This window comes from Isoalcanivorax indicus, assembly GCF_003259185.1.
Lineage (GTDB): Bacteria > Pseudomonadota > Gammaproteobacteria > Pseudomonadales > Alcanivoracaceae > Isoalcanivorax > Isoalcanivorax indicus.
In genome coordinates this window covers 158,579-179,560 of record NZ_QGMP01000003.1, presented here as the reverse complement: position 1 = coordinate 179,560, position 20,982 = coordinate 158,579, and the positions used below count along the sequence as shown (strand labels likewise).

At 64.2% G+C, this 20,982-nt stretch carries 22 protein-coding genes and 1 other RNA gene; 8 read left to right on the top strand and 15 right to left on the bottom strand.

Features of this window, described 5'->3' with window-relative positions; genetic code table 11:
- Positions 1–10: 10 nt before the first annotated feature.
- Positions 11–418 carry a ferric iron uptake transcriptional regulator gene (fur, locus tag DKW65_RS14305; protein ID WP_111658098.1) on the bottom strand — a complete coding sequence of 136 codons (408 nt, stop codon included), beginning with the start codon at positions 416–418 and terminating at the stop codon, positions 11–13.
- 101 nt (positions 419–519) lie between these two features.
- Here fur and DKW65_RS14300 point away from each other — a divergent pair, with 101 nt between their 5' ends.
- Complete coding sequence (locus DKW65_RS14300) at positions 520–1,014, top strand: outer membrane protein assembly factor BamE (protein ID WP_162925889.1); 495 nt, start codon at positions 520–522, stop codon at positions 1,012–1,014.
- Between the two features lie 23 nt (positions 1,015–1,037).
- Here the strand turns inward: DKW65_RS14300 and DKW65_RS14295 are convergent, their stop codons facing one another.
- Together DKW65_RS14295 and DKW65_RS14290 are read right to left on the bottom strand one after the other, a co-directional pair.
- Positions 1,038–1,334: an RnfH family protein gene (locus DKW65_RS14295; protein ID WP_111658096.1), complete on the bottom strand. Its 297-nt coding sequence runs from the start codon at positions 1,332–1,334 to the stop codon at positions 1,038–1,040.
- Positions 1,327–2,820 (bottom strand): sodium-dependent transporter, encoded by a 1,494-nt coding sequence (locus DKW65_RS14290; RefSeq protein ID WP_111658095.1) that lies wholly within the window; start codon positions 2,818–2,820, stop codon positions 1,327–1,329. Before DKW65_RS14290 ends, DKW65_RS14295 begins: the two co-directional genes overlap by 8 nt.
- 146 nt (positions 2,821–2,966) lie before the next feature.
- Here DKW65_RS14290 and smpB point away from each other — a divergent pair, with 146 nt between their 5' ends.
- Positions 2,967–3,443, top strand: coding sequence for an SsrA-binding protein SmpB (smpB, locus tag DKW65_RS14285; protein WP_111658094.1), 477 nt, complete (start codon positions 2,967–2,969; stop codon positions 3,441–3,443).
- A gap of 60 nt (positions 3,444–3,503) precedes the next feature.
- On the opposite strand, the gene DKW65_RS14280 is transcribed toward smpB, so the two are convergent.
- On the bottom strand, positions 3,504–3,764 hold the full coding sequence (locus DKW65_RS14280; protein WP_111658093.1) for a hypothetical protein: 261 nt from the start codon (positions 3,762–3,764) through the stop codon (positions 3,504–3,506).
- Between the two features lie 240 nt (positions 3,765–4,004).
- Here DKW65_RS14280 and ssrA point away from each other — a divergent pair.
- From ssrA to DKW65_RS14265, 3 genes are all read left to right on the top strand, one after another.
- Positions 4,005–4,361, top strand: a transfer-messenger RNA (tmRNA) gene (gene ssrA, locus DKW65_RS14275).
- A gap of 305 nt (positions 4,362–4,666) precedes the next feature.
- Positions 4,667–5,809: a Fic family protein gene (locus DKW65_RS14270; protein WP_245932526.1), complete on the top strand. Its 1,143-nt coding sequence runs from the start codon at positions 4,667–4,669 to the stop codon at positions 5,807–5,809.
- Positions 5,810–5,849: 40 nt separating this feature from the next.
- Positions 5,850–6,833, top strand: a complete 984-nt coding sequence (locus DKW65_RS14265) for an LLM class flavin-dependent oxidoreductase (RefSeq protein ID WP_111658091.1) — start codon at positions 5,850–5,852, stop codon at positions 6,831–6,833.
- Here the strand turns inward: DKW65_RS14265 and DKW65_RS14260 are convergent.
- From DKW65_RS14260 to DKW65_RS14210, 11 genes are all read right to left on the bottom strand, one after another.
- Positions 6,788–8,257 (bottom strand): glycosyltransferase family 2 protein, encoded by a 1,470-nt coding sequence (locus tag DKW65_RS14260; RefSeq protein WP_111658090.1) that lies wholly within the window; start codon positions 8,255–8,257, stop codon positions 6,788–6,790. The genes DKW65_RS14265 and DKW65_RS14260 overlap by 46 nt on opposite strands.
- Positions 8,257–9,339 (bottom strand): HEAT repeat domain-containing protein, encoded by a 1,083-nt coding sequence (locus DKW65_RS14255; RefSeq protein WP_111658089.1) that lies wholly within the window; start codon positions 9,337–9,339, stop codon positions 8,257–8,259. Before DKW65_RS14255 ends, DKW65_RS14260 begins: the two co-directional genes overlap by 1 nt.
- Positions 9,296–10,507, bottom strand: coding sequence for a YaiO family outer membrane beta-barrel protein (locus DKW65_RS14250; RefSeq protein WP_111658088.1), 1,212 nt, complete (start codon positions 10,505–10,507; stop codon positions 9,296–9,298). Before DKW65_RS14250 ends, DKW65_RS14255 begins: the two co-directional genes overlap by 44 nt.
- The gene (locus tag DKW65_RS14245; protein WP_245932525.1) at positions 10,504–10,905 is read right to left on the bottom strand and encodes a response regulator transcription factor; all 402 of its coding nucleotides are present in this window, start codon (positions 10,903–10,905) and stop codon (positions 10,504–10,506) included. Before DKW65_RS14245 ends, DKW65_RS14250 begins: the two co-directional genes overlap by 4 nt.
- Before the next feature lies 1 nt (position 10,906).
- Positions 10,907–11,299: a response regulator gene (locus DKW65_RS14240; protein ID WP_111658086.1), complete on the bottom strand. Its 393-nt coding sequence runs from the start codon at positions 11,297–11,299 to the stop codon at positions 10,907–10,909.
- 2 nt (positions 11,300–11,301) lie between these two features.
- Positions 11,302–14,169 carry a PAS domain S-box protein gene (locus DKW65_RS14235; RefSeq protein ID WP_162925888.1) on the bottom strand — a complete coding sequence of 956 codons (2,868 nt, stop codon included), beginning with the start codon at positions 14,167–14,169 and terminating at the stop codon, positions 11,302–11,304.
- A gap of 85 nt (positions 14,170–14,254) precedes the next feature.
- A complete protein-coding gene (locus DKW65_RS14230) occupies positions 14,255–14,992 on the bottom strand; it encodes a sulfite exporter TauE/SafE family protein (protein ID WP_111658084.1) in 738 nt (245 codons plus the stop codon).
- A 12-nt stretch (positions 14,993–15,004) separates the two neighbouring features.
- Complete coding sequence (locus DKW65_RS14225) at positions 15,005–15,550, bottom strand: DUF3299 domain-containing protein (RefSeq protein ID WP_111658083.1); 546 nt, start codon at positions 15,548–15,550, stop codon at positions 15,005–15,007.
- Positions 15,551–15,566: 16 nt separating this feature from the next.
- Positions 15,567–16,826, bottom strand: coding sequence for an ABC transporter permease (locus tag DKW65_RS14220; RefSeq protein WP_111658082.1), 1,260 nt, complete (start codon positions 16,824–16,826; stop codon positions 15,567–15,569).
- Positions 16,823–17,536 carry an ABC transporter ATP-binding protein gene (locus DKW65_RS14215; RefSeq protein WP_111658081.1) on the bottom strand — a complete coding sequence of 238 codons (714 nt, stop codon included), beginning with the start codon at positions 17,534–17,536 and terminating at the stop codon, positions 16,823–16,825. The genes DKW65_RS14220 and DKW65_RS14215 overlap by 4 nt, the downstream gene beginning before the upstream one ends.
- A gap of 11 nt (positions 17,537–17,547) precedes the next feature.
- Positions 17,548–18,132: a DUF2796 domain-containing protein gene (locus DKW65_RS14210; RefSeq protein ID WP_162925887.1), complete on the bottom strand. Its 585-nt coding sequence runs from the start codon at positions 18,130–18,132 to the stop codon at positions 17,548–17,550.
- Between the two features lie 194 nt (positions 18,133–18,326).
- Between DKW65_RS14210 and DKW65_RS14205 the strand changes: the two genes are divergently transcribed.
- The 3 genes from DKW65_RS14205 (at position 18,327) to DKW65_RS14195 (ending at position 20,883) form a co-directional block, all read left to right on the top strand.
- Positions 18,327–19,271: an alpha/beta fold hydrolase gene (locus DKW65_RS14205; protein ID WP_162925886.1), complete on the top strand. Its 945-nt coding sequence runs from the start codon at positions 18,327–18,329 to the stop codon at positions 19,269–19,271.
- Positions 19,272–19,299: 28 nt separating this feature from the next.
- Entirely contained in the window at positions 19,300–20,007 is a 708-nt protein-coding gene (mtgA, locus tag DKW65_RS14200; protein ID WP_111658078.1) for a monofunctional biosynthetic peptidoglycan transglycosylase, read from the top strand.
- Positions 20,008–20,085: 78 nt separating this feature from the next.
- Positions 20,086–20,883 carry a hypothetical protein gene (locus DKW65_RS14195; protein ID WP_111658077.1) on the top strand — a complete coding sequence of 266 codons (798 nt, stop codon included), beginning with the start codon at positions 20,086–20,088 and terminating at the stop codon, positions 20,881–20,883.
- Positions 20,884–20,982 lie beyond the last annotated feature (99 nt).

The window sequence follows — 20,982 nt, the reverse complement described above, 5'->3', positions numbered from 1 at the left end:
CGGGACGGGGCTACTGCTTCTTTTTCGGGCGAACGTAAAGCACCAGGGAGTGATCGACCAGATCATAGCCCTGTTCCTCGGCGATGATTTTCTGGCGCTTCTCGATCTCCGGGTCCAGGAACTCGATGACCGTGCCGGTATCCAGGCAGACCATGTGATCGTGGTGGCCCTCGTCGGCCAGCTCGAATACGGCCGAACCGCCCTCGAAGTTGTGGCGCATGACAATACCGGCCTGCTCGAACTGGGTCAGCACCCGGTAGACCGTGGCCAGGCCAACATCCTCACCGGCTTCCATCAGTGCCTTGTAGATGTCTTCGGCGCTCATATGGCGCTCTGCCGACCCTTCGAGCTGCTGCAGGATCTTTACCCGGGGCAGAGTGACCTTCAGGCCGGCCTTTCGCAGATCATGATTGTCCAACGTCTTTCTCCTTGGTGCGAAGCGCCGGGGCGCGGGCAGGAACCTTGTGTCCCCGAAACAAGTCTGTATTATCGCCCGAACTTATGGGAAATCCAAAAAGCATGCGAAATAAAACTGTCTTCACCCTGTTGCTCGCGGGCACCCTGCTGCTCAGCGCCTGCGAAACCCTGCGTTTTCCCGGGGTTTACCGCATTGATATCCCGCAGGGCAATTTCGTGACCGAGGACATGCTGGCCCAACTGGAGCCTGGCATGACGCCAGACCAGGTGCGCTATGTGCTCGGCCAGCCCACGCTGCGTGACCCCTTTACGGCGGACACCTGGTACTACCCGATGGTGTACCGGCCGGGCCGGGGTGAAAAGGTCAGCCAGCGGATCGTGGTGCACTTCGAGAATGACCAGTATGTTCGCCACGAAGGCGCCGTGATCGAGGATTTTCGCAGCAAGGTCACCGGCCAGCAGGACCGCGACCTGGAACAGCAGCTGCGCGAACAGGAACGCGAAGCCCAACAGGACGGACCACAAACCGTGCCCGGCCAGCCGCCTGAGCAAGGGCCTGGCCCGATACCCACTGATCCGGGCATGCCGCCCATCTGATCAGCACATACCGAAAACGGCCCTTAACGGGCCGTTTTTTTTGCCCGCGCCTTGCGGGTTTCTTTCGGGTCCGCCGTCAGCGGCCGGTAGATCTCCACCCGCTCGCCCTCCTGCAGCACCCGCTTGCGCGGGTTCGGCTCGACCTTGCCGAAGATGCCCATCTGCGCCCGCTCCAGATCCAGCGCCTCGAAGTCCTCAGCGATACCGGACTGGCGCGCAGCATCATAGACCGTGGTGCCCGCCGGCACCCGCAGGCTGATCAGGCGCTGCTTGTGCGGCAGCGCATAGGCCACTTCGACCTGTATCAGCGCTTCACTCATCGGCAGCGCCCTCCTGTTGCTCCGGGGGCTCGATGATCTCCACCACCTCGACCGATTCGACCACCGGATCGCCCTCGGTCTCGTCGCTGTCGTCGTCCTGCACCAGCGCCACGAAGATGAAGATCGCGATCACCGCCAGCGGCGCGAAGATCCGGATCATGGCGCGCCAGGCCATATAGAGGCCGAAGCGCTTCATGGCCAGCTCCTTGCGCGCATGGGTCTCCTTCATGATCCAGCCCGCAAAGATGGCAATCAGCAGGCCGCCCAGCGGCAGCATGATATTGATGGTGAGGAATTCCAGATTGCCGAAGAAGGTGCGCCCGAACAGCGTGACCTCGGCCCAGTGATTGAACGACAGCACCGTGCCCAGCCCCAGGAACCAGGCCGAGGCACCGATGGTCAGGCTGGCGGTCCAGCGCTTCCAGCCGTTCTCGACCATCCAGGCCACCAGCGGCTCCCCCAGGGAGATCGATGACGTCCAGGCCGCGCACACCAGCAACACAAAGAACACGGTGCCCAGCAACATGCCGAACGGGATATTGGCGAACGCCAGCGGCAGGGTCACAAACATCAGCCCCGGCCCTTCATCCGGCGCCAGGCCGTTGGCGAACACGATCGGGAAGATCACCAGACCGGCGACCAGCGCAATCAGCGTATCCAGCCCGGCGATGGTAAAGACCGTGGAGCCGATGGAAACCGGCTTGCGCTGGCCCGTGCGCTTGTCGGTCACCTCGCGGGGCATGTAGGCACCGTAGGCCATGATGGCGCCCAGCCCCAGGCTGAGCGTGAAGAACGCATGCCCCAGCGCCAGCAGTATGGCGGTCACCGAAAACGCGGACGCATCGAACCGGAACAGGAAGTTCACTGCTGGCATGAAGCCATCGGTGGTGGCGGAGTAGACCAGCAGGACCAGCAGCAGCACGAACAACAGCGGCATGAGGATGCGCACCGCCGCCTCCAGCCCCTTGTTCACCCCGCGCGCGACCACCGCCATGGTCATGAACATGAACGCCGTGTGGCAGCCCACCATGACCCAGACATTGGCCTTGAGCCCGTCATAGGTGTCCGTCACCCGGGCGGCGTCTGCGCCTTGCAACGCGCCACTGGCCATTTCCCAGATATAGAACAGCGCCCAGCCCGCGATCACCGTGTACAGGGACAACAGGAAGAAACCGGCCAGCGCGCCCAGGCCGCCCACCGCGCTCCAGCGCTGGCTGACCCCCGCGTCGCGGGCCAGTTTGGCCATGGAGTGAATGGGGCTGAGCCCGCCACGGCGCCCCAGCATGACCTCGGCAATCATGATCGGCACACCGACCAGCGCGATACAGACCAGGTAGATCAGTACAAAGGCCGCGCCACCGTTATCTCCGGCCATATAGGGAAATTTCCAGATATTCCCCAACCCCACCGCCGAACCGGTGGCCGCCAGAATGAATACCCAGCGGCTGGCCCAGATGCCGTGCACTGGCTTGTAGTCCTTCGTCATGCCCTGTTCCTGCTTGCGCGAAAGCGGCCATTTTCCCGACTTTACCCCGGCGGCTCAAGCAAACACCAAGCAAACACCAGGCCAACCCCCTGCCCACCCGAGAGGGGAGCAGCATTTCCGTGTCAATCAGGTATACTGCCGCCCCCATGACGACACCGAAAAAAGCCAAGTCGGGCATTGCCAATATTGCGGTCAACCGCAAGGCGCGCCACGACTATCATCTGGATGACCGCTTCGAGGCAGGACTGGTGCTGGAAGGCTGGGAAGTAAAATCCCTGCGTGACGGCCGCTGTAACCTGTCAGAGGCGTATATCACCCTGAAAGACGGGGAAGCGTGGCTGTTCGGCTGCCGGATCGAGCCGCTGGGCACCGCCAGCACGCACATCAACCCGGACCCGCTGCGCCTGCGCAAGCTGCTGCTGCACCAGCGCGAACTGGGCCGCATCTTTGCCGGCGTGCAAAAGGAAGGTTATACCTGCGTGCCCCTGAGCCTGTACTGGAGCCGGGGCCGCGCCAAGCTGGAAATTGCCCTGGCGAAGGGCAAGCAGAAGTTCGACAAGCGCGCCACCGAGAAAGAGCGCGACTGGAACCGCCAGAAGCAGCGGATCATGCGGCAGCGCTAGGTCACTGCAAGAGACCACAGCACTGCCGTCTGCTCAGCTCACTTCAGGCGCTACCCGCCTTCAGGCGTTGCCGCGATCCAGGCGGCTGAAGCGCCCGCGCAGGTCGTCCCGCACTTGCCAGTACACCAGCAACCAGGCCCGCAGTACCGCAGGCAGGAAGAAGACCGCGAACAGGACGATCGGCATGCGCGCATCGCCGGTGGCGGCATCCACAGCCAGCAGACCCGCCGCGTAGGCCACCAGAGCCAGCATCAGGCCCAGGGTGCGGCTCAGCAGCGGCCAGCGGTTCATCACACGTTCTACATTGTCATACGCTTTCATCGTTGTTTCCTCCATTGAGGATGGCGTTTGCCTGTTACGTCCGGTGTTACCCGGCGTGTTACGAAAGGTATCATCTGATAGAAATCGACTTTGTCACCTTTTTTCGGTCAGATTGTCCGACAACATATCGGGCCAAATTTACAGTCGTTGATGACACGATGATCCAGGTCAAAATATCCCGGGCCACGGGGCTGGAAATCCCGAGCCATGGCCCCATATTCCTGTACAATGACGCTTACAGGGGCCGACAAGGTTTCGACGCCGGTTATGAATCCTGTGGTGCATGCCGAGAAGGTCACGATTCTCGTAAATCCTTAGTGACAAACTAAAGTAATCGCAAACGACGATACTTACGCACTGGCGGCCTAAGGCCTGCCAACGGTCAAGCGACCCAGCCCGTGGGGAAGCGCGACCGGCATAGCTACACGGGATCGCAGCAACGTCCGCCCCGGATTGCGCTGTTAAAACCTTTAGGGGCTCGGTGTCTGCGTCCTGCCCGTTGGGCTGCAGTCACTCAAATCAATAAACTGGGATAAGCATGTAGACCTGCAGGTGGATTGCTGACGGACGCGGGTTCGATTCCCGCCGGCTCCACCAAACCAAACAAAAAAGCCGTCGCAAGACGGCTTTTTTGTTGCCTGAAAACAGGCCGCACCTATTCAATGACGGATCACGTCACCGATGACTTCTCGGCACCAGAGGAAGCGCGAGATGCCCTCGCCCGTGTTCTTGATGATGGAGATAAACGGGGCATCTACCCACGCATGAAGCTGGAACGCATACGGGTTTGCCTTGCATCCAGAGCGCACCTTATTTTACCTTATTGGGTTATGGTATAATTAAAAACACCCCTATTTTAGGTTGCCACTACGCAGATGAGACGGGATATCCAGGGACAATACGTGACCATTTCGACGGTGGGTGAGAGGGCGCGGGCCTTCGTGCCTGCTCCGTTGCCTCCTGCCCCGCCTGTCGACTGGACGCCGGAACTGCGCAACAAGTTCGATCAGGCGCTGTTGGCACTGGGCCGACTGGACAGCGTATCCGTGCTGCTGCCTGATACCTCGCTGTTCATTTACATGTACGTGCGCAAGGAGGCGGTGCTGTCGTCAATGATCGAAGGCACCCAATCCTCACTGTCCGACCTTCTGCTGTTCGAACTGGACGAAGCTCCCGGCGCACCGCTGGATGACGTGCGCGAAGTAAGCAACTACGTGGCCGCCCTCAACCACGGCCTTCAACTGCTGAAGGACGGGCTGCCACTATCACTGCGATTGATCCGGGAAGTGCATGGCACCCTGCTGGCCAGGGGCCGCGGCAGCACATTGACGCCGGGGGCGTTCCGGCGCAGTCAGAACTGGATCGGCGGCACCCGACCCGGCAACGCGGCCTTCGTGCCGCCGCCAGCTGAGGCGGTACTGGAATGCATGAGCCAACTCGAACGATTCCTGAATGATCAGCCGGAACCCACCCCGGTGCTGCTCAAGGCGGCGCTGGCCCATGTCCAGTTCGAGACCATCCACCCTTTCCTGGACGGCAACGGTCGTGTGGGACGTCTGCTGATCACGTTGCTGCTGTGCGAGCAGCAGGTGCTGCGCGAGCCGATGCTCTACCTGAGTCTCTACTTCAAGACACACCGCCGCTACTACTACGAACTGCTTAACAAGGTTCGCGAGACGGGCGATTGGGAAGCCTGGCTCGATTTCTTCGCTGAGGCAGTGATCGTCACCGCCACGCAGGCCGTAGAGACCGCGCAACAACTCGTGGCCCTGTCGAAGCAGGACCGCGACCGGATCAACACACTGGGCCGCGCCGCATCTTCTGCCCTGCAGATCCACCGGGCCTTGATGGAGCATCCGCTCGCCACCTCGAACTCGCTGGTAGAGAAAACCGGCCTGACGCCTGCCACCGTCAACAAGTCGCTGGCCAACCTCGAAAGGCTGGGTGTGGTACGTGAACTCACTGCGCAGAAGCGCAACCGATTGTTCAGCTACCATGAGTACGTGGACATCATGAACCGGGGAACGGAACTGCCGGAACGCTGATGCCCCCGCAAGCTGGTTCACTGAATTGACGGAGACTCCAATGCCCCACCCTGCCCGCCTTTCCATCCTCGACCTGGTCCGCGTCACCGAAGACGGCAGCGTGCGGCAGGCGCTGGACAATGCCCGGGATCTGGCGGCTCATGCGGAGCAATGGGGCTACCAGCGTTTCTGGGTGGCCGAGCATCACAATATGGAGAGTATCGCCAGTGCGGCGACGTCGCTGGTGATCAGTCATGTGGCGGCGGGCACCCGGCATATTCGTGTCGGTGCGGGCGGCATCATGCTGCCCAATCATTCGCCGCTGGTGATTGCGGAGCAGTTCGGCACCCTGGCGCACCTCTACCCGGACCGGATTGATCTGGGGCTGGGGCGGGCGCCGGGGACGGACCAGAATACGCTGCATGCGTTGCGCCGCACGCCGGCCGCGTCGGACCGTTTTCCGGAGGATGTGCAGGCGCTGCAGGCATTGCTCGGGCCGACGCAACCCGGGCAAGCGATTCAGGCGGTGCCGGGCGCGGGCACGCAGGTGCCGCTGTGGATTCTCGGCTCCAGCACCTTTGGTGCGGCGCTGGCGGCGGAGTTCGGTTTGCCTTATGCCTTCGCGTCGCATTTTGCGCCGCAGCAGCTGATGGAGGCGCTGGCGTTGTATCGCCACCGCTTCAAGCCCTCCGCGCAGTTGTCCGAGCCTTACGCCATTGTCGGCGTCAATGTGATTGCGGCGGATTCGGAGCAGCAAGCACGTCGGCTGGCCACCACGCAGCAGATGTCGTTCACCAACCTGTTGCGCGGTGCGCGCTTGCTGAGTCAGCCGCCCATTGATGACATCGATCAGTACTGGTCACCGCGGGAAAGAATGCAGGCCGCCCAGATGCTGGCGCGCTCGATCATTGGCACGCCGGAGACCGTGCATGCCGGGCTCGATGCATTGGCCGCGGAAACGCAGGCCGATGAATTGATGATCGTGTCCGACATTTACGATCATGCGTCGCGGTTGCGCTCTTTCGAGTTGATCGCAGCGCGCTGAAGGCTGCCGCTGCGTTTCATGTCGCCCCATTTGGCCTGCTTGCCGCGCAGCCATTGCCAGGTGCCGCGCACGCGCCACCAGGTGTTGAGCTGGCGATAGCCGAGATTCTCCGCCAGGGCAGCCCCGAACAATCGCAGGATGGAGCGCTTGCCGGGATAGATGCGGAATGACAGCTCTTCCAGCAGCAGGGCCAGCACGGACATCAGGATGCCCAGGCCGATAGCCACCAGTAAAAAGGCAATGATCCAGGCCGGGCTCAAGGCGCCGGTCAATGCCATGACGATCACAAACAGATAGCCGCCCAGCTCGAGTAACGGGCCGATGGCCTCGAAGATCAGCATGAACGGAAAGGCCAGCCAGCCCACGGTGCCGCCACGGGGATGGCAGCACAGCGTGCTGTTGGCGGACAGGCTTTCCAGCAAGCCGCGTTGCCAGCGAATGCGCTGCGAACGCAATGTCGCCAGGTCTTCGGGGGCTTCGGTCCAGCACACCGGGTCGGGCAGAAAATGAATCCGGTAGCGGCGCCGGTTGAGGCGCATGTGCCGGTGCAGGCGCACCACCAGCTCCATGTCTTCGCCGATGGACTTGTGCCGGTAGCCACCCACTTCCACCACCACGCTTTTGCGGAACACGCCAAAGGCCCCGCTGATAATCAGCAGGGCATTCAGGGGCTCCCAGCCCAGGCGGCCAAACATGAAGGCGCGCAGGTACTCGATGATCTGCATCAGCGGCAACCAGCGCTTCGGCAGCCGCGCCTGCAACAGGTTGCCGGCGTCCACCTCGCTGCCGTTGGCAATGCGCACGGTGCCACCGGCCGCGATCGTGTCGGGATCATCGACAAACATGCGAACGATGCGCAGCAGGCTGTCGCGCTGGATGATGGAGTCGGCATCCACGCCGCAGAACAGCGGGTAACGGCTGTAATTGATGCCGGCATTCAGGGCATCGGCCTTGCCGCCGTTCTCCTTGTCGATCACGCGCAGCAGGGGCTGGCTTCGTGAACGGTAGACGCCGCGCACCATAGCGGTCTGCAACGACGCATCGGCGGTTTCCGGCACCTTGTACAGATCAAAGTCCCGCTGCAGGACCGCCAGGGTGTTGTCCCGCGAGCCGTCGTTGATCACCACCACTTCGTGCTCGGGATAGGCCAGTTGCAGCATGGCCTGCACGGACGAGGTGATGTTGGCCTCTTCGTTATAGGCGGGCACCAGCACCGATATCGGTGGCAGGAAGGCATGATAGGGGCGTGGCAGGTACTCGGCGCGGGCCGCGCGGGTGTGCTTGCCGATGGCCGACAGCGCCATCAGGTTGAGCATCAGGTAGCCCAGTGCCAGCGCGATGAAGTAGCTCAGAAAGAACCACTGCGCCCAGACGATGAGGCGGTCCCCCGGCAGTGCGGCAAGCAGGTCTTCAAACAGGCTCATCAGTCGGGCTCCGACAGGACATGGGCGAGTATCTCGCGCACCTGCGGCTGGTCATGCGCCGCGGCCAGGGTTTCCAGATCACGGCGCTCGGCCCCCGGCAGCGCCAGCAGGGCCTGGGCGGCGCGGTAACGCACCCACCAGACCGGATCGCTCAGGCGCGTCGCCAGCAGGGCCCGGTCGCGGGTATCGCCAAGACGGCCAAGCGCCTGCACCGCCTGCACGCGCACGATCCATACCGGGTCGGTCACGGCGGCGCGAATCATGCCCAGCCACTGCGGGCCGTCCGCGCAGGCGCATACGGCGCTGCGCAGCTCCGGGTCCTCGGGAAAGCGTTCACAGGCCTGGCGCAACAGGCTGTCGACCTGGCCGGGCTGCAGGCTGTCGGCAATGCGAATCAGCTTGCGCAGTGCCACCGCATCAAGGCGCTCGAACCGCGCGCCCAGGTGACGTGCCAGAACATTGGCGGGCACTTCTTTCAACAGTGCGCTGACCCGGCTCTTGGACCAGTCGGGGCGATTGAGTCGCTGGAGGATTTCCGGCAGCCCGCGCTCGGCGTCGATGGCGACCAGCGCCCGCGCGGCGGTCAGGCTCATGACGCTGTCCCGGTCATCGAGATATTGCAGCACATCGGGCCAGGCGTCATGAATGCGCAGATGACCCAGACAGGTCAGGGCATCCAGACGACGATCCGTGTTGCCGCTGCGCAGCCAGCGGCGCAGGTGCGGCAGCAGATCAAGCTGACGGGCCAGATCATGCAGCGGATCGAGGGACACGCCGCGCACCGTGTCCTGAAGGGCATTGCACAGACCAACCAGCAAGGGCAAATCACGCCTGGCCACGGATGGCAACGGCGCCTGACGCTGACCAGGGGCGGCCGTCAACAGGTTGAACAGACGAGGGGTCCAGTCACGGCGCAGGGCGGCGGTGCGGGCATCCTGGCGGCCGTGCCGCCAGTGCAACCAGACCGTCGCCAGCAGCATCAGCAGGGTACTGGACAGCAACCCCGCCCCGGCCAGCAGCACGGCCAGCAATGCCGGGTCAGAACCGATAGCGGAGCCCCAGCCGCCAGCCGCTGCGCTCATACAGATCTCCCTGTTCTGTCCAGCCCAGGCGCCAGGTCACGCTCCAGTCCGGGTCAAGAAAATGCTCACCGAAGACAGAGACGCCGAGCACATCGGTGACCAGCTCCCCGGTTGGCAGGGATTCGATGTCCTTGCCGATGCCCACGGCGGCCCCCACATGGCTGGTATCACGGTAATAACGCCGCGCATCCAGTACGTGCGCGGGCGCCGTGCCGCCGCCATCCAGCCGGGTGAAGAAAAAAGTGTAGGCGTAACGCCATTGTCCCCGGTAATGCTCGGTCAGCAGGCTGGCCGTGGTGCTGTCGCTGTCCTCGTAATGGGTGCGCCGCATGCCCGGCTGCACTCCCCAGCGCGGATGTGGCATCCAGTAGAAGCCAGCGTAGGCAGACCATTGCGGGCGGATGCGGGCTGTGTCGCTGTAGGTGGCATCCAGTTGCAACTGGCGCTGGCGCCCCATGGGCAGATAGACCCCCAGGTTGCCCTCCATGTCGTCCTGATCAAAACGCCGTGTGTGCCGCGCCCGGGTGTACCAGAGCCGATCACGGCTGTCCTGCCATTGCAGGCCGATGTCCGCACCACGCCAGTCATCACGGTCGCCGCTGAGGTAATCTTCTTCATAGCCGATATCCAGCACCCGGCGGCGGCGCCAGCTGAAGGGCGGCAGCGCCTCTTCGGGCCAGGCCTCGGCCACTTCCGGCACCCGCTCGCGGGCCTCGCGATGTCGCCGGGCGTAGGCGCTGACATGGGCCGGATCGCGCGTGTCACGGGCACGCGCCTGCAACACCTGCAGTTCGAACGCCCAGACACTGGCGTAATCCGGCGCCAGCGAACGGGCCACGGCCAACTCGTCCAGCGCCGCGTCGGTATTGCCCTGCCAGGCATACTGCTGCGCGGAAGCAAAGCGGATATCCACATCCTCGGGATAGTCCGCGAGCAGGGCGTCAAAGCGGGCGCGCGACAGCGCATGATCGTTGAGCAGGGCATCGATGCGCGCCTGCCACAGACGCGCTGCCGGGTCGTCCGGCCGCGCCCGCAACACCGCTTCCACCTGAGCGCGCGCCCGATGCAGATCATGATCGGCGACCGTGTCACGCACCTGCGCCTGCCAGGCCGCCTGCGCCAGCGCCGACCACCCACACAGCAGCAACACTGCCAGACACTGTTTCATGTGGCGTGTCTCCCTGGCGTGTCACGGCGCTTCATCAGGCGCCTGAGTCGTGCGGTCAGCTCGCCGGGCTGGAACGGCTTGACCAGATAATCGTCCGCGCCGAGATCCAGTGCCCGTACCACATCCTGTTCCTGGGCACGGGCTGTCAGCATCAGGATCGGTATGCCCGCGTGCGCCTCGCTGTCACGCAACTGACGCACCAGCGAGTAGCCATCCACGTAGGGCAACATGACATCCAGGACGGCGCCGGCGAATGCCCGGCCCGAGGCAATCTGCTCATGGGCCGCGCGCCCATCCCGCGACCAGTGGACAGCAAACCCCTCACGCCCGAGCAGATACTCCAGCAGCTCGCCTACCAGCGGGTCATCTTCCACCAGCAATACCAACGGTTCCGTCACGTTATCTCCCCAACTGATGCGCATCCCAGATAATGCGTACGCGCTGGGCCAGCTGCATGGGATCAAACGGTTTGGCAATCACTTCCAGCGCCCCCAGCGCCAGCAACTGGCTCACTTCATCGGGTTGCACCTTGGCCGTCATGAACACGGCGGGCACCGTCGCCAGCGCAGGCACTTCATGCAACGCCGCCAGCGTGGTCGGCCCATCCATGCCGGGCATCATCACGTCCAGAATCATCAACTGCGGCGCAAACGCTTCCGCCTTGCGCAGGGCATCCTCGCCATTGTGGCAACTGCACAGTTCAAAGCCACCCACGGTCTCCAGCGCCAGTTCTGCAACGGCGCGAATATCGGGTTCATCTTCCACATACAGGATGCGTTTGAGTTCGGCCATCATCATCTCCGTTGGTCTGCCCGCGCATGATCGACGGCGCGGCGCAAGGTTTCCAGCAGTGAGGCATTCGAGGCGCGGGATTTCACCAGCGCGGCCACCACGTCGGCCTGCATCGCCTCACTGTCCTGAATATCAGCATCCGAGGCAGACAGGATAACCACAGCGGGCGCGGGTGACATCCGGCTCATGACCGGCAACAGACTGCTTCCGCTCCCGTCCGGCAAGGTCAGGTCGAGCACCACCACGTCATAGTGATGGCGGGCCAGGCAGGCATTGGCCTCTGCCAGGGTCGGCGCCACGTCGAAATCCGCCAGTTCACGCCCGACCAGCGACAGCACCCTGCTCAGATCCATGTCATCTTCGACATGCAGCACCCGGGGCCGCCCATTCTGCCCGGGATGAGGCAGGCCAAGCCGTAACGCATCACGCAGCCGTTGACGGTCCACCGGTTTGGGCAACCAGTCGAGCGCTTCCAGATCTGCAGACAGCCGCAAGTGGCCGTCCTCCACCGACGCCGCGACGATGACCACCGGCAACTGCGACAGTCGTTCATCTGCCCGCGTGTCCCGCAGGAAATCGAGCACGCCCTCCAGGTGTACATCCACGATCACGGCCGCAAACATCTCGTTGTGGAGCCTGGTCAAGGCGTCCTGCGTGTCCGGCGACCGTTCAGCAACATAACCGGCGTCGTGCAACAACGCGGTGAGGCGCATGGCCACGTCCGCCCGGTCATCCACTATCAGCAAGCTGTCCGCCTCGACCTCGTTATCGTCGGATACCACAATGCTGGGCAATTCCACGTAAAAGCAGGCGCCGGAGCCTTCGTGATCCGCCAGCGCAATACGCCCCCCCATACGCTCGACCAGCTCTCTGGTGATGGCCAGACCAAGCCCTGTGCCACCTTTGGGGCGCGTGTCCGAGCTGTCTGCCTGGGTAAAGCGCCCGAACAGCTGCTGCCGGAAATCTTCCGGCACGCCGGGCCCCTGATCGGTGACCATGATCCGCACCGCCTTCCTGCCGCGCGCCACCATGCGCACCTCCACCTCGCCCCCGGGAGGTGAGAACTTGATGGCGTTGGACAGCAGGTTGGCCATGACCTGCAGGAAGCGGTCACCGTCCACCCGCACATGCACGCCGGGCGCGTCATCGCGCAAGACCAGCCGCGCCTGATACTGCTGGGCATAGCCACGATTGCTCTCCAGCGCCTGTTGCAACAAGGGCTGCAGGGCATGGGGCTGCATATCGAACCGCATGTTGCCCGCTGCAATCTTCTCCATGTCCAGCAGGTCATTGATCAACAGCGTCAGCCGGTCACTGTTCTTGACCGCAATATCCAGCAGTTGCCGCACGGCATCGGGCATGGTGCCAAAGGCGCCGCCCGACAGCAGCCCGAGCGCGCCCTTGATGGAGGTCAGCGGGGTGCGCAACTCATGGCTGACCGTGGACACAAACTCTCTCTTGAGGCGCTCGGCACGCTGTCGTTCGCTGATGTCCTGGATCAGCATCCAGACCATGGCTTCACCATGGCGGTCCAGTATCAGCGCGCCATTGACCTGCACCGGCAAGCGCCTGCCGTCCGCACACTGCAGCATCTTTTCATACGGACCGTACACACCGGTGCTGCTCAGGCTTTCGAAATGCGCCGCTTCTTCATCCACATAGTCTTCCGGCGTCAGGTCCCAGAAGTTCATCGCCAGGAGGGCCTCCTGGCTGTACCCGGTCATCTGAACGATGGCTTCGTTGACTTCCACAAAACGCCCGTCCGACATGCGATTGAGCATGATGCCGATGGGAGCGTACTCGTACAGAGAGCGGAATTTTTCCTCGTTTTCCCGCAGCAGTTCCCGCGACAGATACAACTCGGTGACATCAAGATGCGTGCCGCTGGCCCGCAGCGCATGTCCGTTCCGGTCGCGCGCCATGACCCGTCCGCGATCCAGCACCCAGACCCAGTGCCCGTCGCGGTGACGCATCCGGTATTCCGCCTGATAGTGGTCGGTCTGGCCGGTCAGATGCCGCACCAGCGCCTCGCGCACATGGCGACGATCTTCGGGGTGAACCAGCTGGGCGGCATCGCGCATGGAATGCACGACTTCCTCGGGCTTGTAGCCCAGCATCGCCGCCCAGCGATCATTGAAGACCACGTCATCGGTACTGAGCTGCCACTCCCACAGGCCCAGATTGGCACCCGTGAGCGCCAGATTGGCACGTTGCTGCTCGCGCTCCAGCCGCCCTTCGAGTTCAACCCGCTCGGTAATATCCGCCAGGCTGCCCACGCGCTCGCGCGGCGTGCCCTCCTGGTCGCGAATCAGTCGGCAGCGGTCCTCGATCCAGCGCCAACTGCCATCGGCATGGCGGAAACGGTAATAGCCAACATACTGATCGTTGTCCCAGCGATCCCATTCCAGGGTATCGACGCGTGGCGAATCCTCCGGGTGCAAGCGATGGCTCCACCAGTGCACCTCCAGCACTTCGGAGGTCACCGGATAACCCAGCAGTGTAGTGAAGTTGGGGCTCAGGTAGGTGAGTTCACGATCGCCAAGCCGGGCGCTGTAGATGACGGCGGGCGCCGTATGCATCAGGTTATCCAGTCGCTGACGCTCCCCGGCGAGCATGTCGCGTTCAGCACGCAACCTCGCATTGGCGGTGCGAATACGCCGATCCATCAGCTTGCGCGCCTGACGCAGCGCCCAGACCACAGACAGACACAGGATCAGAATGATCACTGCGCTGATATACAGCAGACGCAGATCGTCCACCAGGGGCTGGCTATCGTGTGCTGCGGCCACCGGGACACTGAAAAGGGTTGCGGTGGCAACGCCCAGAGCCCGGCCGAAGGATTGTCTGAACACCATGCTGTCCCTGCGCACTGAGTCTCCCCTCAGATTGAGGGTACACCCCTGAGCCTACGCCATCCCGGGACCGGGTTGCACCCTGACTGTGCAACGGCGCGTATCAGGTCACGGCAAACCAGAGGGTCATGCTCGCACCGGTGAAGATCACCAGCCCGCGCAGCACCGCGACAGGCAGGTGCCGTCCCCATGCCGCGCCGACATAGCCCCCGAGAGCCCCGGCCAGCATCATCGGCACACCAAGGCGCCACACCAGTGCGCCGCCCAGAGCGTAGGCCAGCACCGCCATCAGGGTGAGCAAGGCAGAACAGACATTTTTCAGGGCGTTGGCCTGGTGCAGATCACCCGGCCCCGCCAGCACGAACAGCGCCAGCAGCATGATACCCAGACCACCATTGAAGTAGCCGCCGTATACCGACACCAGTAACAGCGCGACCGCGAGCGCCCCCCATGGCAGGCGACGCGTCACCCCGAGCAAGCGCGGCGCCAGAAGAAACAGCACGGTGGCCAGCCCGAGCAGCCAGGGCACCAGGGCGCGAAACAGCACATCGCTGGTGAGCAGCAACAAGGCGGCCCCAAGGCCACCGCCCGCTACCGTCAGCAGCAGGATCCCCGGCAGTGGCCAGTCCTGCCACACCCGGCGCAGCTCGCGACGGTAGCCCGCACAACTGGCCAGATAACCGGGCAGCAACGACAGCGTCCCTGTGGCATTGGCGGCCACCGGCGGCACACCGGCCCAGAGCAACGCCGGCAGCGTCAGAAAGCTGCCGCCGCCGGCCACCGCATTCAGTGCACCCCCGAGAAATGCGGCGGGCAGTATCAGCCACCAGACAGGGTCCATACCGGGGGCGTCTCAGTAACCGGCGCTGTCATCAGGCTCGTAGGGCTCCACCTTGTCAGCGGTAATCGTATAGCCGGTCAGGGCCAGATCGGTTTCGCTGGTTTCCACCGTCATGGTGCCGGTCACCCACACGGTGAAGAAGGCATGGCGGATTCGTGCCGTCTTGCCTTCGGCCATGTTCACCAGCACGGTCTGGTTGCGCGGCGGCGGCGGCACATGAATGCAGGCCCCGAAGTAGGGCACCAGCAGGAAACTGGTCACCGAGCGACTGTCCCCTTCCAGGGGAATCGCGTAGCCGGGCAGGCGTACCCGTTTGCCGTCCAGCGACTCGACCATGGGGGCTTCATCCCACAGCTGCTCGATCTTGGCAAAGAACTCGATGGCTTCCGGGTCGTCATCCTGCAACTCGTCGATATTGATGCCTTCGAACAGTTCGGCGGGCGGCCAGCCCTCGGGAATCATGTCATCCCATTCCAGGGTGATATCCGCCGCAGACAGCGGCATGGCCAGCGCGAGCAGCGCGGCTGCGCCCAGGGATCGGAACAGCGAGCGAATCATAAACAGGAAGCCTCGGTTACATGCGGATGGCCATGCCATCGGTGAGTGCGTTGCGGTAGGCCCGCCAGGCAGGCCACAGGCCCACCAGTATGCCACCGGCAAACAGCAGCGCCAGCATCTTCATCTCGTGCAGGGTCGGCGGCCACAGGGTAACCGTCAGCCCGAGCTGGCCACTGACCCAGCCACTGGCGCCCAGTGCCAGCACCTGGAGCAGGGCCACGCCGAACAGCGCACCCAGCACACTCAGCAGCAGCGATTCACCGATGATCAACGCGAAGATCTGCCACGGCCTGGCCCCCAGCGCACGCAGCAACGCCATCTCCCGGCGGCGCTCATTGAGGCCCGTGAGCAATGCCGTGAGCATCACCGTCAGCGCCACCAGCATGACCAGTGCCGACACCGCCAGCAGGGCGTTTTCGCCAACGCGCATCAGGTCCCACAGTTGTTGCAGCGTCAACCCGGGCATGATCGCCATCAGGGCTTCATCGCGGTCGGTATTGATCTGCCGCTGCACCTGGAACACCGCCCGGCGTGAGGTCAGCCCGACCATCACCGCCGTGACCGAATCGGGCGTCAGGTCCATGTTCCTGACCCGCTCCGCCGAAATGGACAACCCGGGAATCGGGGCGCCGCCGCGCCAGTCCACATGGATCGCCTCCATGCCTTCCAGGCTGATGTGTACCGTGTTGTCCACCGGCGTGCCGGTACGCTCGAGCACGCCCACCACCGTGAACGGCTTGTCGTCATGTTGAGTCAGGCTGACAGCGCCGGTGCCATGGGCCAGCACAATCTGATCGCCCGGCCCGTAACCCAGCCGTCGCGCCACCTCCGCCCCGAGCACCGCATCAAAAATGCCGTCGAAAATCTCGCCCTGCGCCAGACGCAGGCTCTGGTCGCGGCCATAGCGATAATGGGTGAAGTAGGCCTGGCTGGTGCCGAGCACCGGAAAGCCGCGCAGGGAGTCGCCCAGCGAAAGCGGCACGGCCCAGGCCACCTGGGGATGGTCCGCAATGCGCTGATAACTCGCCCAACTGACATTGTTGACCGGGTCACCCAGGCGAAACACGCTGTACAGCAGCAGATTGATCGGGCCGCTGCGGGCGCCGACGATCAGATCCACGCCGGACAGCGTATTGGCAAAACTCTCGCGCGCCTCCGTGCGCAGCCGTTCAACGCCCAGCAACAAGGCCACGCTCAGCGCCACGGAGCAGACCACCAGCGCGGCGGTGCCGCGCCGATTCCACAGACTGCGCCGGGCCAGGGCCAACACTGTCATGGTCTCACCTCGGTACCGGCATGATTGATATCCAGCAGACTGACATGGCGCGGAAAATGCGAGGCCAGCGTCTGGTCATGACTGACAAACAACAGCGCCGCGCCCGAGGCATCGCATTCGCTCGACAGCAGGTCGACAAACTCCAGGCGTCGGTCCGCATCCAGCGCTGACGTGGGCTCATCAGCAATCACCAACGCCGGCGAACCCATCAGGGCGCGCGCGGCCGCCACCCGCTGCTGCTGGCCCACGGACAGCGCCGTGACCGGCCGCCGCAGCAGATCATCCGCCTCCAGCCCCAGGGCGCCCAGCAATCGCCGGGCCTGGGCTTCGGGGCTGCCGTCCCGGGCGATGGCGCGCTCGCGCCGGGACCGCGAGAAGCGGCAGGGCAATAAAACGTTCTGCAATACCGGCAAGTACGGCAGCAAGTTGAACATCTGGAAGATGATGCCCAGCTGGTCCGCGCGGAACCGGTCGCGGGCGGCGCCGCGCATGGCCCCCAGTGGCTGGCCCAGCACCTGGACATGGCCCGCCCGCGGGGTGGCAATGCCCGCGATCAGCGCCAGCAGGGTGCTCTTGCCGCTGCCGCTGGGCCCCGCCAGAAAGACCCGCTCGCCCTGGGCCATCTCGAACGCCGGGATCGACAGTACATCCGGCATGCGCGGCTGCCAGCGGAACGTGACGTCGGTCAGCGCAAGAACGGGGGCTGTCATCGAGGCTGTCATCAAGGCAAGGCGACCGTGCGCTGACCACGACGCAGACGCTGCTCGCGCTGGCCGTCATCCGACACCATTTGCACGATCAGCCGCTCCAGTCCGGGCAGATGATCGAACAGGGTGATGTCCAGGGCGTCCAGAGAGGCACTGTTGCTGCAATCGAAGGTGTAGGCGGCGACAAAGTCGGCGTGCCCCGAGTCATGATTGTCGCCGTGGCCATGGTCGTGATCGTGATGGTGGTCGTGGTGATCGTGGTCATCCGCCAGCAGCCCGGTGTCGGCCTGATTCCCGGTGAGGGTGCAACCTGCTTCGGCCGGCGTACGCAGAACATTGGCCGGCAGTTCCAGCAACGCCAGCGCGTCACGCACGGCCTGCTTCCCGGTCTCGTCCTCGGGCACCCGCTCAAAGCCCACCACATCCATCCCCGGCACGGTCAGTTCGGCATGCAACATGCCCCCCTCACGCACGATTTGCAGATGGCCCTGGCCATGCACGTGTGCGCCATGGGCGGATGCCAGCGGCACCAGGGCCATCAGCATGCAAGCGCCCAGCGCCAGACGGGCAGGCACAACAGGTCGGAATACAGACGTCATTGGCATTCTCCTTGAGAGGACTATGAACCGGACAGCACACGCCGAGTTCCAGCAAATGGTCTCGGCTCGCCGTGATGCGTTATAACATAACAAAAATGACGACCTTCACTCGATCCCCATGGCGCATCCGGAACACTGACCTCTTGTACTGCATGGATGTTACGTGCACATGTTACGCCAGTCATGGACCCATCATGCCCCTTTCCACCGTTGCACCCGCTCGCCCGTCACCCTGTCCTCCCCTGATCGTGGCCGGTGTACTGGTCTTGATGCTGCTTTGCGGTTGTGCCCGTGGCCCTGCGGCGGGCGCAGATCATGACGCCCCGGCGATGACGGTCTGGCAGCCGGAGGGCGAGTTGCGCGGCGTGATCATCGCCCTGCACAGTTTCGGGGATTACCGTGCAGCCTTCGATCACCTTGGCCCCTGGTTCGCCGAACGGGGCTTCGCCGTGTACGCCGCCGATCAGCGCGGTTTCGGCAGCCATCCCGAAGCCGGTCACTGGCCTGGTGACGAGTCGCTGCTGCGCGACCTCCGGGACAGTATCCGGCAGCGGTCCGCAGACTATGACGCCCCGCTCTATCTGCTGGGTGAAAGCATGGGCGGCGGCGTCGCCATGCGCGTGCTGGCCAGCGACAGCGACTTGCCCGTGGCCGGCGCCATCCTGGCCGCACCGTCGGTGCGCGCGGGGCTGCGCACGCGCTATCTGTGGAATGGCGCGCTGGCCGTTGGCGCCACCCTGACGCCCGGCTATACCTTCACCCTGACGCGCGACCCGCAGGACCCGCGCTACACCCCGCACAGTGCGGCACGGCTGGCCGAAGACCCGCAGGTGCTGCGCCAGGTGCGCATGGACACCTACCGCGACCTGATCCGCTTCACCGATCGGGCATCGAACAGCGCTGCGGACATCGCCTACCCGTCGCTGCTGTTATACGGCGGCAACGATGACCTGATTCCCCGGGTCTCCATCGAGCGCCTGCGCCACCAGCTGGCGCCACGCCTGACCTACCGCTTCTATCCCGAGGCGCCGCATCTGCTGTTGCAAGGCGCTCACTGGGGCCACTACGCCGCCGACATCCTGATGTGGCTGGAGGATCAGCAGCGGGCTGGTCAGCAAGGAGCCCACGCGCAACAATAGCCACCCCTCTGCGGATGGACCCTGCCCTATGCCTGCTCACCCCTCCCTGCTGCGCCGCCTGCTGTTTTGGGTACCGGCCGTCCTGCTGGCGGCCGCCCTGGTCCTGCAGTTGTGGTTCGCCGCCTGGCTGGCGTGGTACCGCACCCATCCGCCCCTGGAAACGGCCTTCATGGCCCGTGAGCTGGACCGCCTGCAGGCAGACAATGCCGCCGCGCGATTGCAGTACACCTGGGTGGATTACGAGCGCATCTCGGTGCATCTGAAGCGCGCCGCGCTGGCCGCAGAAGACAGCCGCTTCATGGAGCATGGCGGCATCGACTGGGACGGCGTGCGCCACGCGCTGGAGCGCAACCGGGCGGCGGGTGATACCGTGGCGGGCGGCTCGACCATCAGCCAGCAACTGGCCCGCAACCTGTTCCTGTCACCGCGCCGATCCTGGCCACGCAAGGCGCAAGAGGCGGCCATCACCCTGATGCTGGAGCAGATCCTGGACAAGCGGCGCATCCTGGAGCTGTACCTGAATGTGGCCGAATTCGGTGAAGGCATCTTCGGCGCCGAGGCCGCCGCACAGCACTTTTTCGGCAAGCCTGCCGCCGCACTCACCGCACTGGAAGCCGCCGACCTCGCCGCCCGATTGCCCCGGCCCCGCTACTACCATCAGCACGGGCGCACGGACTGGCTGCTGCAGTATCGACAGATCATTCTGGCGCGCATGGATCAGGTTGCGCCACCGTGAGGAACCTCTCCGGCCTGACACCCTCAAACACGCCCTGAGCCCCTCTTCACCTGCCATCAGCCGGAGCCCCCCAGCAGTATGCGCCTGTTGATCATCCCGCTATTTGCCCTGCTCAGTGCCTGCGGCGACACGCCCGATCCGACGCCCGTCACCGCTCCCGACGGGGTGCCGACCGTCGGCGACAACAACCGCCCCGCCGCCCCGGCGGCGCAGCAACTGCCGCTGGCCGGCAGTTGGGTGCTGGAAGACGACAGCACCTATCGGGTTATGGTCCTGGGCCGCGACGGCTCACTGCACTGGCTGCCCAACGGGCCCTGGCAGGGCCAGCGCTGGCAGGCCGACGAGCAGACACTGACACTGCACAGCCTGGCCCGCCACCGCGGTGACTCACAAACCCTGGCCGTGGGCTACACCCTGCACCGCCATACCCTGACGCTGACCGAGCTCGATCCGGACGGCGAACACGATACCGCCACAGACAAGGGCGTACTCGGCCCGTGGCGGCGTAATGACCAGGCCGCCGCACGGGTGGAGGGCGAACTGCTGCTGCCCGACGGGCACAGCGTGCCCGAACGTGCCGTGCTGGCGCTGCACATCGAACCACGCGATGTCCGCGATCCGGACGTGACCGATATCCAGCGCAAGGTGCGCCCACTGGAAGCAGGGCTGACGCACATCCCTTACCGCTTGTATTACGATGCCCGTGCGGTGGACGATACGAAGCCATTGCAGCTGCAGGCCACCATCATCGTCGATGGGGCGGCGCACTACGCCAGCGATGACCCCATCCGCCTGGCCCCGGTGACGGAGCAGAGCCAGACGCTGGTCCTGGCCCCACGCGGCCTGGCCCGGGGACAGCCCGCCGCCAGCGACTGATCGCTCGCATAGCGAATTCGCCATCGTTTTCTGAAAACCTTTGCGACTGGCGCAGCAGCATGACTTGCGTCACAATACGTGAAGGATGAAACCAGAACG